This window comes from Actinopolymorpha sp. B11F2, assembly GCF_040195635.1.
Taxonomy (GTDB): domain Bacteria; phylum Actinomycetota; class Actinomycetes; order Propionibacteriales; family Actinopolymorphaceae; genus Thermasporomyces.
Genome location: NZ_JBEFTX010000003.1, coordinates 442,436 through 456,904 on the forward strand (window position 1 = coordinate 442,436; position 14,469 = coordinate 456,904).

12 protein-coding genes are annotated in these 14,469 nt (G+C 69.8%); 6 read left to right on the plus strand and 6 right to left on the minus strand.

Annotation, left to right across the window (positions count from 1 at the left end; translation table 11 throughout):
- Nucleotides 1-56 precede the first annotated feature (56 nt).
- The gene (gene mug, locus ABN034_RS08490; protein ID WP_349690441.1) at nucleotides 57-635 is read left to right on the plus strand and encodes a G/U mismatch-specific DNA glycosylase; all 579 of its coding nucleotides are present in this window, start codon (nucleotides 57-59) and stop codon (nucleotides 633-635) included.
- Nucleotides 636-713: 78 nt separating this feature from the next.
- On the opposite strand, the gene dnaN is transcribed toward mug, so the two are convergent.
- Both dnaN and ABN034_RS08500 read right to left on the minus strand, forming a co-directional pair.
- On the minus strand, nucleotides 714-1,841 hold the full coding sequence (gene dnaN, locus ABN034_RS08495) for a DNA polymerase III subunit beta (protein WP_349690442.1): 1,128 nt from the start codon (nucleotides 1,839-1,841) through the stop codon (nucleotides 714-716).
- A gap of 342 nt (nucleotides 1,842-2,183) precedes the next feature.
- A complete protein-coding gene (locus ABN034_RS08500) occupies nucleotides 2,184-3,095 on the minus strand; it encodes an aldose 1-epimerase family protein (protein ID WP_349690443.1) in 912 nt (303 codons plus the stop codon).
- A 210-nt stretch (nucleotides 3,096-3,305) separates the two neighbouring features.
- Between ABN034_RS08500 and ABN034_RS08505 the strand changes: the two genes are divergently transcribed.
- Nucleotides 3,306-4,049 carry an SDR family oxidoreductase gene (locus ABN034_RS08505; protein WP_349690444.1) on the plus strand — a complete coding sequence of 248 codons (744 nt, stop codon included), beginning with the start codon at nucleotides 3,306-3,308 and terminating at the stop codon, nucleotides 4,047-4,049.
- A 34-nt stretch (nucleotides 4,050-4,083) separates the two neighbouring features.
- On the opposite strand, the gene secD is transcribed toward ABN034_RS08505, so the two are convergent.
- Both secD and ABN034_RS08515 read right to left on the minus strand, forming a co-directional pair.
- Nucleotides 4,084-6,381 (minus strand): protein translocase subunit SecD, encoded by a 2,298-nt coding sequence (gene secD, locus ABN034_RS08510; RefSeq protein ID WP_349690445.1) that lies wholly within the window; start codon nucleotides 6,379-6,381, stop codon nucleotides 4,084-4,086.
- A gap of 115 nt (nucleotides 6,382-6,496) precedes the next feature.
- Nucleotides 6,497-7,003, minus strand: a complete 507-nt coding sequence (locus tag ABN034_RS08515; RefSeq protein WP_349690446.1) for a hypothetical protein — start codon at nucleotides 7,001-7,003, stop codon at nucleotides 6,497-6,499.
- A 171-nt stretch (nucleotides 7,004-7,174) separates the two neighbouring features.
- Between ABN034_RS08515 and ABN034_RS08520 the strand changes: the two genes are divergently transcribed.
- Together ABN034_RS08520 and ABN034_RS08525 are read left to right on the plus strand one after the other, a co-directional pair.
- Nucleotides 7,175-8,092, plus strand: coding sequence for a 1,4-dihydroxy-2-naphthoyl-CoA synthase (locus ABN034_RS08520; protein ID WP_349690447.1), 918 nt, complete (start codon nucleotides 7,175-7,177; stop codon nucleotides 8,090-8,092).
- A gap of 265 nt (nucleotides 8,093-8,357) precedes the next feature.
- Entirely contained in the window at nucleotides 8,358-9,191 is an 834-nt protein-coding gene (locus ABN034_RS08525) for an alpha/beta fold hydrolase (RefSeq protein WP_349690448.1), read from the plus strand.
- 127 nt (nucleotides 9,192-9,318) lie between these two features.
- On the opposite strand, the gene ABN034_RS08530 is transcribed toward ABN034_RS08525, so the two are convergent.
- Nucleotides 9,319-10,575 (minus strand): GNAT family N-acetyltransferase, encoded by a 1,257-nt coding sequence (locus ABN034_RS08530; protein ID WP_349690449.1) that lies wholly within the window; start codon nucleotides 10,573-10,575, stop codon nucleotides 9,319-9,321.
- 274 nt (nucleotides 10,576-10,849) lie between these two features.
- Here ABN034_RS08530 and ABN034_RS08535 point away from each other — a divergent pair, with 274 nt between their 5' ends.
- Together ABN034_RS08535 and ABN034_RS08540 are read left to right on the plus strand one after the other, a co-directional pair.
- Nucleotides 10,850-11,731, plus strand: a complete 882-nt coding sequence (locus ABN034_RS08535; protein ID WP_349690450.1) for an AraC family transcriptional regulator — start codon at nucleotides 10,850-10,852, stop codon at nucleotides 11,729-11,731.
- Between the two features lie 105 nt (nucleotides 11,732-11,836).
- The gene (locus ABN034_RS08540) at nucleotides 11,837-12,871 is read left to right on the plus strand and encodes a phosphotransferase family protein (protein WP_349690451.1); all 1,035 of its coding nucleotides are present in this window, start codon (nucleotides 11,837-11,839) and stop codon (nucleotides 12,869-12,871) included.
- Nucleotides 12,872-12,993: 122 nt separating this feature from the next.
- Here ABN034_RS08540 and fdhA read toward each other — a convergent pair whose 3' ends face one another.
- Complete coding sequence (gene fdhA / locus ABN034_RS08545; RefSeq protein WP_349690452.1) at nucleotides 12,994-14,226, minus strand: formaldehyde dehydrogenase, glutathione-independent; 1,233 nt, start codon at nucleotides 14,224-14,226, stop codon at nucleotides 12,994-12,996.
- Nucleotides 14,227-14,469: the final 243 nt, after the last annotated feature.

Sequence of the window (14,469 nt, forward strand, 5' to 3'; positions counted from 1 at the left end):
CGGACCGGCCGAAGACCACGACGCCGGTGACCCTGAAAGCACCGCCGGAGGGCTGAGTGGCCGAGCGAGCCGGACGACAGGTAGCGGTGCCGAGGGCCGACCTCCTGGCCGCCGCCGGGAAGACGATTCGGGACGTCATGGCGCCCGGCCTGACGGTGCTCTTCTGCGGGATCAATCCAAGCCTCACCTCTGGCGCGACCGGTTGGCACTTCGCCCATCCGGGCAACCGGTTCTGGCGCGCCCTCCACGACGCCGGACTGACACCACGCCAGCTGCGGCCGGCCGAGCAGCGGGAGTTGCTCGACTACGGGCTCGGCATCACCAACCTCGTCCCACGCGCGACAGCGAAGGCGAGTGACGTCGAACCGACAGAGTTACGCGCTGGTGCCCGCCGCCTCCGACGCCTGGTCGCGCGCCAGCACCCGACCTGGGTAGCGGTCGTCGGCGTGACCGCCTACCGCACCGCCTTCGACTCCCCCGCCGCGAAGGTCGGACCGCAGGACGCCACGCTCGGCGCGGCCCAGGTCTGGGTACTGCCGAATCCCAGCGGTCTCAACGCGCACTACACCCCGGCAGGTCTGGCCGCCGAGTTCACCCGGCTTCGCGAGGCCGCCATGTCCGGGCGGCCGCCCTGAGGCCCGAACGGACGCACCGACCGTGGCGAACGCAACGACAGAAGTACCGCGAGCCCGCCCGTCACGAGGTTCCGCGCGTCACGAGGCGAGACGGCGTGGCATGGCGACATAGCGGACGTCCGCCCGATCGTCGGCGTCGGGACTGTCGCGCCCGGTGAGCAGGGCGGGACGGACTCCTTCGTTGAAGGAGAGTCGCGCGTAGGGCGCGTCGAGCACGTCGAGGCCGTCGAGCAGGTAGCCGGCGTTGAACCCCACCGTCGTACCGGATCCGTCGAGGTCGGCGGGCAGTCGTTCACGCCCGCGGGTGTCGACGTCGCCGGCGGCGCCCACCACCACCTCGTCGGAGCCGATCGACAGCTCGACCGCCGCGTAACGGTCGGCGACGATGCACACCCGCCGCAGCGCCGCAGCCAGCAGTTCGGCGTCGAGGGTGACCGCGCCCACGAACGAGGTCGGCACCTTCGACCGCAGCGCGGGATAGGTGTCGTCGAGCAGGCGGAGGGTGGTGAGTCGGTCGTCCGTGCCCAGACTCAACAACGGATCGCCGGCGCCGCCCACTCCTGCAGTGAGGACGTCGTCGGAACCGAGGCCCTTGGCGGCCTCGGCGAGGAGCCGGGCCGGGGCGACCGCCCGGGCGGGCAGGTCGGCATCGGTCGGCTTCCACGGCAACTCCCGGATCGCGACCCGGAAGCGGTCCGACGCGGTCATGGTGAGCGAGTCGGCCGCGAACTCACACAGCGTGCCCGACAGCACCGGGATGACGTGCTCGCGCAGCGCGATCCGGGCCATCTGTGCGGCCACCTTGGCAAACGACCCACCGTCGACCACCCCGGTCGGTGCGGGCGGTGCCGGCAGCTCGGGGTAGTCGGCCATCGGCAGGGTCGGCAGCGTGAACTCGATCGTGCCGGCCGCGATCTCGACCGTGCCGCCGGCCGCGCTGATCTCGACCGATCCGGCCGGCAACGCACGCACGATCTCAGCGAACACCCGGCCAGGCAGGAGCAGCTCACCAGCCTCGCCGACCTCGGCGGGAAAGCTGACGACGGAGCTGGCCTCGTAGTCGTAACCCGTCAGGCGTACGACATCCTCGCGCGCCGACATCCGCAGTCCGGACAGCGACGGGATGGATGCGCCGTTGCCGGCGGTGTGCCGCGCGGCGAAGGCGGCGGACCTGCCCAACTGCGCGGTGTCGCAGGTGAACCTCATCGGAGGGTCCTTTCGTACGAATGTGTGAAGGCGAGGCTAGGTGGCAGCACCGACAACGCCGGGGTGCGCCTGTGGGCGGCACCCGTACCGCAGGGGAGTACGGGAGTTGTCCACGGGCAACCTCGGCGCGCCCGCCGATCAGAGACTCGTGACCTCTGACCGGTGCGGCAGCGGATGGCGCGGGACTGCCCGTGAGGACTCACGTATGGAATGAGGGACGGACCAGGTAGGACAGCGATGTCGGGCGGGGAAGCGCATTGTCTCCGCGCACGGCGCTGAAGGGGATGCTCGTCTCCGACCAGGAATTCCGCGCGGACTGGTTGGCCGGCGGCGGGCGTCGTCCTAGACGGCGGTGATGGTCCAGGAGGCCTCGTGGAGTTCGCCTGGCGCGAGCACCAGCAGGTCCGTGCGGGAGTTGAACGCGTCCGGCGGGCAGGTCATCGGTTCCACGGCGAGGCCGGACCGGTTGAGCTCGGGTTCCGGGCGGTCGGCCGTGTGCACCTGCACCCAAGGGAGGCCCGCCGCGTTCCACGACATCTCCACTCCGCTCCCGTCGCCGGTCAGGACCCGCGTCCGGGTACGCCCGCCCGCGTCGCGACCGAGGCCGGTGTAGGCGTGGTCGAGAAACGTGTCTCCGATGTCGTGCGGGCGGCGGAAGTCGTACGACGTCCCCTCGACCGGCGTCACCCGCACGGGCAGCAACCGGTCGGGCGTCACCTCGAGGTAGTCCGCCGCCGGCAGGTCCAACGTCCAGTCGTCGACCCGGCCCGGCCCGGCGACGAGATAGGGGTGCGGCGCGCACCCGTAGGGCGCTTCGTCCACGCCGGCGTTCAGCGCCGTGAGTCGGGTCGTCAGCCCGTCGACGGAGAGTACGTAGGACACCGTGAGATCGAGCCGGAACGGATACCCGTCCTGCGGGAACAGCTGGTACCCGAGGACCACCCGGTCCGCTGAGCGTTCGAGCAGTGTCCAGGGCACCCAGGCGACCAGGCCGTGCAGGGCGTTGTGCCGGGCCGGTTCGCTCAGCGGCAGCTGGTGCCTCGTACCCCCGAAGTCGTACGCACCATCGGCCACTCGGTTGGGCCAGGGGGCGAGCACGGCGCCCCGGTAGGCCGGCCGGATCTCCTCGGCGGCGAAGCCGGCGACGAGCGCGCGCCCTTCGTGGGCGAGCTTGCGCAACGTGGCACCGACCTCGGTCACGGTCGCGGTGTAGCCGACCGCCGTCATGGAGTACTGCTCTCCGCTTGGCTGCACGAGTTCTGTCCTCCGCTCCAGGGCCATGCTTTCCGCCAGCCTAGAGGACTGGTTCCGTGGGGGTGTGGCTGAAGCGGGTCAGGCGATCCCGCTCGGGCTGACTCCATCCAGCGCGACCATGCAACTCGCCTCGCGTGGTGAGGACGGCACTGACGAGATCGCTTGCTACGTTGGCGGCACGGGGTCGTACCCCCGTGCAAGGGGGTGGCGATGACAGGCGTGCTGGAGGGGCGGACGGCCCTCGTGACGGGCGGCTCGCGCGGTATCGGACGTGCGGTCGTCGAGCGCCTCGCGCGCGACGGTGCTTCGGTGGTGTTCAGTTTCGTACGACACAAGCAGGCGGCCGACGAGGTGGTCGAGACCGTGCGCGCGGCAGGTGGGGTCGCCCACGCCGTGCCGGCGGATCTCGGCAGCGTCGCAGACCTACGACGGCTCTTCGACACGGCCGACGACCTGCTGGGCGGACTCGACATCCTCGTGTGCAACGCCGCGACGAGCCGGCTGGCGAGCCTTGCCGAGGCGAGCGAGGACGACTACGACGCGGTGATGAACGCCAATGCCAGGTCGACGTTCATCGCCTTGCAGGAGGCCGCGCGGCGGATGCGCGACGGCGGGCGGATCGTGGCGGTCTCGAGCCTCAACACCGCGTTGCCGGTGGCCGGCAACGGGCTCTACCAGGCGAGCAAGGGTGCGATCGAGATGTTGACGCGTACGGCCGCGAAAGAACTCGGCGCGCGCGGCATCACCGCCAACATCGTCTCGCCCGGGGCGACCGACACCGACCTGCTGCGGTCGACCAATCCGCCCGAAGTGCTGGAGCAGATTCCCGCGATGACCACGCTCGGCCGGCTGGGCCAGCCCGCGGACATCGCCGACGTCGTGGCGTTCCTGGTGGGGCCGGACGGCAGGTGGCTGACCGGCCAGAACCTCTGCGCCGCCGGCGGCCTGCCCTGACCCCGGCGGCCCTCACGCGCCCCGGCGTACGGCGTCAGACGACGGCACCGGAACCGGACTGGCGGGCCCGGCGCCGGGCAGCGGCCTCCGGTGCGCGCGACCGGGTCCTGGGCGGCCCGCTGGCACTCTTCGCCTGCAACGTGATCGCGAGTGGCGTCGCGGTGAAGACCGAGGAGTACGTACCGACGAGCAGACCCAGCAGCAGCGCCACCGCGAAGTCGGTGAGCGACGACCCGCCGAGCACCGCCAGTGCGGCCAGGATGAACATCGCGCCCAGCCCGGTGTTGATGGTCCTCGGGACGGTCTGCAACGCCGCGGTGTTCGCGGTCGTGGCGAACGGCGTCCGCGGACTGCCCGCCCACAACTCCCGCACCCGGTCGAAGACCACCACCGTGTCGTTGACCGACAGGCCGATGATGGTGAGCGCCGCCGCGAGGTAGACGCCGTCGATCGGCCGGCCCAGCCAGGCGAACACACCGGTCACGAACAGGATGTCGTGGAACATCGCGAGCACCGCCGACACCCCGAAGGTCCATCGGAACCGGATCGCGAGATACGCCATCTGCGCGAGCAGAGCCACCCCGAGCGCGATGAGCGCCTTGATCCGTAGTTCGGTGCCGAGGCTCGGCCCGATGAGTTCGTCGCGTTCCTTGGTGACCTTGCCACCGACGTCGCCCAGCGCCTCCTGGACCTCGACGGCCTGCTGGGTGGTGAGTTGGCCGGTACGCACGGACACGTTGTCCTCGCCGGAGCGCTGGACGACCGCGCGCGGGAACCCGGCGTCGGCCACGGCCTCGCGTGCCGCGTCGATGTTGACCGGCCGGCTCGTGGAGTACTCGATCACCCGGCCGCCGGTGAACTCGACTCCCCAGTTGAGCCCGCGGATGAAGATGCCCGCGATCGCGACGATGACGACGGTGGCCGAGATGGCGAGCCAGAGGTTCTTCCGCGACATCAGGTCGGGGTTGCGTCCGGTGAGCCAGGTCCGCACCCGTCCCAGGGCGGCGAGCCCGGTGATGCCTGGGCGGTTGCGGACGAAGCTCCGCTTGACGGCCCACTCGGTGAGCACCCGGGCGATGATGAGCGCGGAAACGAGCGAGGCGATGACACCGACCGACAGCGTGACGCCGAACCCGCGGACCGGTCCTGACGCCAGGAAGAACAGCAACCCGGCGGCGAGCAGCGTGGTGACGTTGGAGTCGATGATGGCGGTCCACGCCCCGGAGAACCCCCGGCTCAGGGCCGCGGTGAGCCCGCGTTTGGGCGCGGCGGCGTACTCCTCCCGTGCGCGTTCGAAGACGAGCACGTTGGCGTCGATCGCCATGCCGATGGCGAGGACGAAGCCGGCCAGGCCGGGGAGGGTGAGGGTGGCGCCGAGCGCGACCAGGGTGGCGTAGGACAGCAGCGCGTAGCTGGCGAGCGCGATCGTCGCGAGCGCACCCATCAGCCGGTAGACGACGATGATGAACAGGCCGGTCAGGGCGAGGCCGATCACGCCGGCCTTCCAGCTCGCCTCGATCGCCTCGGCACCCAACGTCGGCCCGACGGTGCGCTGCTCGATCGTCTCGACGGGCACCGGGAGCGCACCGCCCTTGATGAGGACGGCGAGTTCCTGTGCCGACTCCTGGGTGAAGTCGCCGGTGATCGTCGTCTCGCCGCCGGCGATCCCGACGTTGCAGGGGACGGTCTCTTCGACCTGCGGCGAGGAGATCACCTTGTCGTCCAGGACGATGGCCACCCGCCGTTTCGGATCGCCGGGCTGCGCACACGCCGCTTCACCAGTCACCTTGGCCCACGCGTCGCCGCCGGCTCCGGTGAACTTGACGTTGACGAACCACCCGAGACCCTGCTGCGGGTCGGTCATTCCGGAGGCGTCCGTGACACCCTCGCCGGTGAGGGCGGTCGGGCCGATCCTGATCCGCTGGCCCTGCTCGTCGGCGATGATCTTCTCGCCCTTCTTGGGCTTCTCCTTCGGCTGGGCGACGCCGACCACGGGATGGAACGTGAGCTGGGCGGTACGACCGATGACCCGCTCGGCCTCCCGCGGGTCCTGCACACCGGGCAGCTCGACGATGATCCGGCGGTCACCGGACTGGGTGAGGCTCGGCTCTGACACACCCAGTGCGTCGACCCGGCGGCGGAGGACCTCCAGCGCACGACTCGTCGATTCGGCGTCGGCCTTGGCGGCGGGACCGTCATGGGTCTCGAGGACGATCTGAGTGCCGCCGCGCAGATCGAGGCCCAGCTTGACCGGCGTACTGATCGCGAAGTACAACGCCGCGGCGAGGATGCCGAACGTCAGGATGGCGCGGAACAAAGGTGCGCGGGACACGGTGCCTCCGGGGAGGATCGGTGGGGTCGCGGGCCGAGGAAGGAGCCTGTGCCTGCGGTACGCCCGAGTCAGCGAAGGGGTTCGTGAGCGTCGGCGTGATCAGGTGCTCAGGCGTTCAGGCGGCGGAACCGACCTCCGGGGGAGCACGCTCGACGGGCGCTCCACGCCCTCCGGTGGAGTGGACGACGTCCGCGCCGAAGAGGATTCCCGCGGCGTGGGTGGTGTCGCCGGCGGCCCGTGCGCGTTCGTGCGTCGCGCCGGCCGGATCGCTGGACGCGCTTGGTGAGCCCGAGCCGCTCATGCCGTGGACCGCAGAGGATGTCGGAGCGATATGACCGAGACCGCTCGGTCTGCCCCGCGACGTACCGTCCGACGTGTTCTGCGACGTGCCGTCCGAGGTGACCTCCGACGTGCTCTGCGAGGCGGACGTCGCGCGATGGGTCCGTGAGTCGGTGAGCGGCTGGGCGGCGGTGCGGCTGTTGCCGCCGACCGGCTCCCGATAGGCGGCCCGCAGTCCGGCCATGCCCGGCTGAGCCACGCCGAGGAGGACGCCGAGCAGGATGCCCATGGCCGCCGCCGCGGGCCCGCGGATCCGGCTGTGCAGCGCGCATCTGCGTACCACGACCGGTCCTCCGCTGGTTCCGACGGCTTGGGGACTCGACAGTCTACGGCGAGGAGGGTCCGCGGACGTGGACCAGCCGGGGTGCCGGGTCGTCGGCCCGCGGTGGCACGATCAGTGGGCGAGCAGGACACGGGCCTGCACACGTGAACGACAAGGGAGAGGGTGGGCCGGATGGGTGGGGCGTCCGAGCAGGTTTCACCGCTGTTCGATCCTGCCTCCTGGAAGGCGGTCGAGGGGTTCGACTTCACCGACCTCACCTACCACCGGGCGGTCGACCAGGGGACCGTGCGAATCGCCTTCAACCGTCCCGAAGTCCGCAACGCGTTCCGGCCGCACACCGTCGACGAGCTCCACCGCGCCCTCGACCACGCCCGGATGACCCCGGACGTCGGCTGCGTCCTGCTCACGGGCAACGGACCGTCGCCCAGGGACGGCGGCTGGGCGTTCTGCTCCGGTGGTGACCAGCGGATCCGGGGTCGTACCGGCTATCAGTACGCCGACGGGGAGACCGCGGACGGCGTGGACACCGCGCGTCCCGGGCGGCTGCACATCCTCGAATGCCAGCGGCTGATCCGCTTCATGCCGAAGGTCGTGGTGTGTGTCGTACCCGGCTGGGCCGCCGGCGGTGGCCACAGCCTCCACGTCGTCTGCGACCTCACCCTCGCCAGCCGCGAACACGCGCGCTTCAAGCAGACCGACGCCGATGTCGCCAGCTTCGACGGCGGATTCGGCTCGGCCTATCTCGCCCGTCAGGTCGGGCAGAAGTTCGCCCGGGAGATCTTCTTCCTGGGCAGGGCGTACGACGCGGACGAGGCATACCAGATGGGCATGGTCAACGCCGTCATCCCGCATGCCGATCTCGAACGTACGGCGCTGGAATGGGCCCGGGAGATCAACCGGAAGAGCCCGACGGCCCTGCGCATGTTGAAGTACGCCTTCAACCTGATCGACGACGGTTTGGTCGGACAGCAACTCTTCGCCGGTGAAGCGACCCGGCTGGCGTACATGACCGACGAGGCGGCCGAGGGGCGCGACGCCTTCCTGGGGAAGCGCGATCCCGACTGGTCGCCCTTCCCCTTCCACTACTGAGCCTTTCCACTGCTGAGCCCTTTCCACTGCTGAGCCATTTCCGCTGTTGCACTCTCTCTTACTGAACCCCTTGCTCTCGTTGAGCTTTTGTCGTTCGTTCAGCGTGGGTGTACGACGCGAAACCGTGCGACCACCGCATGGTCTCTGGTGGCGGCGGGTTGGTGAATGGGTCCACATCAGTGCCACCGCTGTGGTTACGCTGATCGGGCAGGAGTGCCGGAATGCCTGTCGACGTCGCGCCAGACGCGTCGCGAGAGGGGCACTCATGGAGGAGATCTCCGGCATCCTCCAGCGGTCGGGGTCGGCGATCCACTACTGGGTGGCCGGTCCCAAACGCGCACCGATGGTGGCTTTCACCCACGGTGCCTCGATGGATCACCGGATGTTCGCCGGCCAGCTGCCGGCCGTGTGGAAGGCGGGCTACCGCACGCTCCGCTGGGACATCCGCGGCCACGGCAGGTCGAAGCCACTGGGCAAGGTTCCGTTGAGGATGACTGATGTCGCCGAGGATCTCCAAGCATTGTTGGACAATCACCTGCTCGGCCGGCAGGTGTGCCTGGTCGGTCAGGCGCTCGGTGCGCAGGTGTCCCAGCAGATCGTGTTCTCCCGGCCCGAACGCGTCGCCGCGCTGGTCGTCATCGGCGCCGGCTGCGTGACATTTCCGGCGGGGCCGTGGCACGCGTGGGCGTCGGCGTGGTCGCGGGCGGGGTGTCGGCTGCGTTCGGGACGTACGCTGCGGCAGCGCCTGGCGCGCGCGAGCGGCATCGTCCCGGCGGTGCAGACCTATGCTTACGACGCGACCCAACGGCTCACGAGGGGCGAGCTCCTCGCGGCCCTACGGGCCGGTGCCGGGAAGATCAGATCGGATCCGACCTATCGGATCGAGCAGCCGCTGCTGCTCGTTCATGGCGAGTACGACGGTACGACGGGAGTCCGCCGGCTGGCGCCGCGATGGGCGGCGAGGGACCCGCGGTGTCGGTACGAGGTGATCCGCCGGGCCGGGCACCACGCCCACCAGGACAATCCCGCGGCCTTCAACCGACTGCTGCTGGAGTTCCTCGCCGAGCACTTCCCCCTGCCCCGCGGCCTCCACCCCTAGCCCACGCACCCTCCAGGTGACGCCCCCGTGGCTGTTCCCGTGATCATGATCGTGATCATGAACGTTTTGCGTACGTATGGCCACTTTTCCTTCATGATCATGAACGCGGGGCCGGATCCCAGCGCGATCAGGCTTGTGACCGGGCCCAGGCCTGACGGGCACGGCGGCCGCTGAGCACCGAACCCCGCTGGTCGTGGGTCGGGCTGATCGGTTCCGGCACCGTGGCCATTCGCCCAGCCGCACGCCGGTCAGATCCAGCCGCACGCCGGTCAGATCCAGCCGCACGCCGGTCAGATCCAGCCGCACGACGACCAGACCTGAGCCGGGCCCGCACCTCCCGGATGCCGTCGACGTACCGGACGACCGGAGCGAGCCCTGCTCGGACGAACAACCGTTCTGCCCCGGCCCGGCCGGCGAGCCCCACCGACACGACGTCCCCGATGCCCTCGCTCCTGGCCCTTCGCACGAGGCTCCGCAACAGCAGCGTCCCCACCCCACGTCGCTGCCAGGTGTCGACGACGACGAGGCCGATCTCGTGGCGGCCCGAGCGTTCGCTGCCGGCGGGCCCCGGAGCCACGTCCCCGCGTACGTCCTGTTCGGTGTCCGGCAGGCACTGGGCCATGCCGATCAGCGCGCCGTTCTCTGAGTACGCCAGGACCGCGAAGCCCTCGGCCGGCGACGCCAGCCGCGCGAGCCACTCGTCCGACAGGTGCACGGTCGGGGACATGAACCGCCCCTGCCGCGTCGACTCGCTGCAGCGTTCGAGCAGGTCAGCCACGTCATCGGTGTCGGCGGGCGTACCGTCCCGGAGCCGCACTTCGGCGCCGTCGGCGAGGGTGGCGCTGTGCCCCGCCCTGGACCGTGCCCGGGCGATGCTTGCCGCGCAGGCGAGGAACCGGTCGACCCGGGCGCGTTCGACGACGGTGAACGGCGCCCAGTCCCGCCGGATCACCATGACCTCGCCGGTGGGCGGCACGATCACGACGAGTTCGTGGTCGGACTCGGCCGGGATCCGGTACCTCGGCTCGACACTGTCGCCGCCGACCAGCTGGCACACCAGCTTGGGCATGCTCGCCGGATCCTCGACCAGTCGCTCGGCGAGGGCAAGTGCGTGGCTGGGGCCGTCGACGAGTTCCTGCGCGCGTGCCCGGCGGGCGTAGACCGGCTCGGTCCCCTCCACCGCCGCGGCCAGCGCCCCGCAGAGCTCAGCCTGCGTCACCGAGTCAGGTACGTCGACGAACAGGTCGTCGTGCACGTGCGTGGTGTCGCAGCCCTGGACGTCGATGCCGACCACATTTCCTGGTACGGCGCCGAGCGCGGTCGCGAGGCGCGCCAGCGTGCCGGGAAGATCGCGAACCCGGGTGCGTACCTGCCACAACGTCATGAGGTCCCCCTCAGATCGAGCGTCCCGCGAAGCCCCCTCGCCCGCCTTGTGCGACCCAGCTTCGCTCGTCCGCATTTCGCCGATCGACCAGGCATGTTGCTTCCAGGAAAATCCCCGTGCTGATCACCGGAGTACGCGACGGAGGTTCGCCACGTACGGACCGCAAGCGGGGACAAGCGACCCCGCCGTTCGCTCGTCTACGTTGACTTCGACATGGGCAACGGACGGGCCTCCAGGCGGTGTGCGATGGCGGTGGACTGATGGCGGTGGACTGATGGCGGTGGACTACGAGGCGATGGTGCGGGACACCATGGCCGAAATCGCCCGCAGGCTGGACGATCCGCCCGGGTTTCGCGAGCTCGCCGGCCGGGTGTTCCTGTCGCCGTATCACTTCCACCGGATCTTCCGGGCGATGACGGGCGAATCGCCGGCCGAGCTCATCCGTCGGCTCCGGCTCGAACGCGCGGCCTGGCAGGTTCGCAACACCTCCCGGCCGATCACGGAGCTGGCTTTCACCGCGGGATATGCCACTCATGAGGCATTCACCAAGGCCTTTCAACAGGCGTACGGAATGCCACCGTCAAGATTCCGCAACGGCCTGCGGACCTGTCCGGGTATCCGGGCTCCCAACGGTCTGCATTTTCATCCAGGCGGACTGACCCTTTTCCATCTTGTCGATCGGGGAGGAGACCCCATGAAACTGGACGTCGTCGAGGTGCCGGCGAAACGCCTTGCGGCCGTACGCCACAAAGGCCCCTACTACCTGATCGGCGCGGCATTCGGCGCACTCGCGCAACAAGCAGGTCCGCTCGGTCTCATGGACGATCCCGAGGCGATGCGGCTCGCCATCTACTACGACGACCCGGAAACCAAACCCGCCGAGGAACTGCAGGCCGTCGCCGCGGTCAGCGTGACGGACGACGCGAAGATCGGTGACCTCGAAGAGGAACGGCTGCCGTCGGGAAAGTTCCTCCGCGCGGAGTTCATCGGCCACTATTTCGGACTCGGCGAGGCCTGGGCCCGGCTCTACGGCGAACACGTTCCGGCCGGTGGCCACACGTTGCGGGAAGGCGTCTGCTTCGAGGTCTATGTCAGCGACCATGACAGCACGCCGCCGGACGAACTGCGTACCGACCTGTACGTACCGATCGACTGAGCGCGGTAGTTCGGAGGTCGACTCGGCAAGGAGAGCTGCCGGCGACCGGGGTTCGCCATCGCGGGGACCTGTCGCCGACATCGCCGGTCGGGCAGACTCGCTCGGGTGACGGTGCGACTGAGCGAGGAGGCCGTGGGTGAACACCTGCGCGCCCGCGGGATCGCCCCGGCTGCCGCCGGCCTGCGGGTCACCACCCTCGCTGGTGGCGTGAGTAGCGCGACGTTCCTCGCGGTCGATGGCGGGCAACGGTACGTCGTCAAGCAGCCGCTGCCGTTCCTGTCGGTCGCCGACGTGTGGCCGGCGCGCCAGGAACGTGCGGGTGTCGAGGCGCGGGCGATCGGCCTGCTCGAAACGCTGACACCCGGGCGCCTGCCGCGGCTGCTCGACTACGACCCGGAGCGGTTCATCATCGTCATGTCGGCGGCACCGGAGGACTGGTCGGAGTGGCGTACCTCCCTGCTGGGCGGCACGATCGCGGTTCCGGCCGCCCTCACGCTGGGGCACGTGCTCGGCACCTGGCACGCGGCGACCCGGGGGGACGCGGACACGCTGGCCGGCTTCGCCGACCTGACGATGTTCCTCGAACTCCGCGGCGACCCGTACCACCGCACCGTCGCCGCCAGGCGTCCCGACGTTGCCGCCGCCGTGACCGCGTGCCTGGACGAGTTGCTCACCGAGCAGACCTGCCTCGTCCACGGCGACTTCTCGCCGAAGAACGTCCTGACCGGTGGCGACGACCTCTGGGTGCTCGACTTCGAGGTCGCGCATGCGGGCAATCCGGTGTTCGACGTCGCGTTCCTGCTGCACCACCTGGTGATGAAGGCGGTGCACCTGGCGAGCCGGGTGGAGGGCGCGCAGGAGCGGCTGACGGCGTGCGCGCAAGGCTTCCTTGACAGCTATGCGGCGGCGGGTGGTCGGGCGGGTGCGGAGGAGTCGGTCGTACGCCACACCGGCGCACTGTTGCTCGCCCGCGTTCACGGGAAGTCACCGGCGGCGTACCTGACCGCTGCCGAGGCTGCAGAGGTGTCGAGGCTCGGCACCCGTGCGGTCCGCGGCGAGGTCTCCCGCGTACGTGACCTCGTGAACGCCGACCAGCGGCGCACTCAGCGGGAGCGCACGACGTTCGTCGACGATGGTTGACCAACGGTGGGGAGTCCAGACGCCACCTGCGTGGGGTGTCTGGCTCCGCCACCGTGGATCAGTTCCGCCACCGTGGACCATTCGCCGGCCGGCTGGCGATCCGACACGGCGAACCGCGTTCCTTATGCGGCGGACTTGCCGGCCAGCATTCCGTGCGGGTCGAGGACGTACTTGCACGCCTCTCCCTTGTCGAAGTCCTCGTAGCCGTTCGGTGCGTCCTCCAGCGGGATCACCTTGGCGTTGACGGCTTTCGCGATCTTGGTCCGGTCGTGGAGGATCGCCTGCATCAGTCCGCGGTGGTAGCGCATCACCGGGCACTGGCCGGTCGTCAGCGACAGCGACCTCGCCCAGCCGAGTCCGAACCGGATGGACAGACTGCCGGTCTTTGCGGCCTCATCGGCGCCGCCAGGGTCACCGGTGACGTACAGCCCCGGAATTCCGAGCTTCCCCGCCGGCCGGGTGATCTCCATGATCGAGTTGAGTACGGTCGCGGGCATCTCGGTGTCGGCGTCCTGCCCGTGGCCGCGCGCCTCGAAGCCGACCGCGTCCACTGCGGCGTCGACCTCGGGAACTCCGAGGATCTGCTCGATCTGTTCGGGCAGGGTCGCATCCTCGGTGAGGTCCACGGTCTCGCAGCCGAAGCTGCGGGCCTGACCGAGCCGGCGCCGGTTCATGTCGCCCACGATCACCACCGAGGCGCCCAGGAACTGGGCCGCGTGTGCCGCCGCCAGCCCCACCGGACCCGCTCCGGCGATGTACGCCGTCGCCCCGGTCGTCACCCCTGCGGTGACGGCGCCGTGGTAGCCGGTCGGGAAGATGTCGGACAGCATCGTCAGGTCGAGGATCTTCTCCATCGCCTGCGCCTTGTCCGGGAACCTCAGGAGGTTCCAGTCGGCGTACGGAACCATGACATATTCCGCCTGGCCGCCGACCCATCCACCCATGTCGACATAGCCGTACGCAGCGCCCGGCCGGTCCGGGTTCACGTTGAGGCAGACACCGGTGTTTCCTTCCTTACACATTCGGCACCGCCCGCACGCGATGTTGAACGGCACCGAGCAGAGGTCGCCGACGTCGATGAACTCGACGTCACGCCCCTTCTCCACGACCTCGCCGGTGATCTCGTGGCCCAGCACCAGCCCGGACGGTGCCGTCGTACGGCCACGCACCATGTGCTGGTCGGAGCCACAGATATTGCTCGCCACGACCTTGAGGACGACGCCGTGCTGACACTGACGACCGACATTCGCCCGTGGTACGCCGGGGCCGTCGTGCACTTCGAGGGTGGGATAGTCGATCGTGCGTACTTCGACCTTGCCTGGGCCGATGTACTCCACTGCTTTGTTTCCTGGCATTTTGTGCTGCCTCCCCCTGCGGCGCCGCGTGGACACGGTTGGTTCGCATCCCCGCCTTACCGCGTTCTGCGTGGCCGGCCGCCCGGAAGGAGAGTGGCGTACGACACCCTTGTGGACGTCGCCGGATCCCGGACACGGGTAGCCTGCGTGGGACACCCTCAGAACACTGCCGCGACGATCCCGTGTACTCCCCAAAAAGACCGGCCGCAGGGGGGACCTTCGCCCCAGGTGGGCTGCCTGGAG

Bases quoted from the DNA above. Each gene is read 5' to 3' on its own strand.
- dnaN (WP_349690442.1), bottom strand. From the start codon at position 1,841: ATGAGGTTCACCTGCGACACCGCGCAGTTGGGCAGGTCCGCCGCCTTC.
- ABN034_RS08505 (WP_349690444.1), top strand. From the start codon at position 3,306: ATGACAGGCGTGCTGGAGGGGCGGACGGCCCTCGTGACGGGCGGCTCG.
- ABN034_RS08520 (WP_349690447.1), top strand. From the start codon at position 7,175: ATGGGTGGGGCGTCCGAGCAGGTTTCACCGCTGTTCGATCCTGCCTCC.
- ABN034_RS08525 (WP_349690448.1), top strand. From the start codon at position 8,358: ATGGAGGAGATCTCCGGCATCCTCCAGCGGTCGGGGTCGGCGATCCAC.
- ABN034_RS08530 (WP_349690449.1), bottom strand. From the start codon at position 10,575: ATGACGTTGTGGCAGGTACGCACCCGGGTTCGCGATCTTCCCGGCACG.
- ABN034_RS08535 (WP_349690450.1), top strand. From the start codon at position 10,850: ATGGCGGTGGACTACGAGGCGATGGTGCGGGACACCATGGCCGAAATC.
- fdhA (WP_349690452.1), bottom strand. From the start codon at position 14,226: ATGCCAGGAAACAAAGCAGTGGAGTACATCGGCCCAGGCAAGGTCGAA.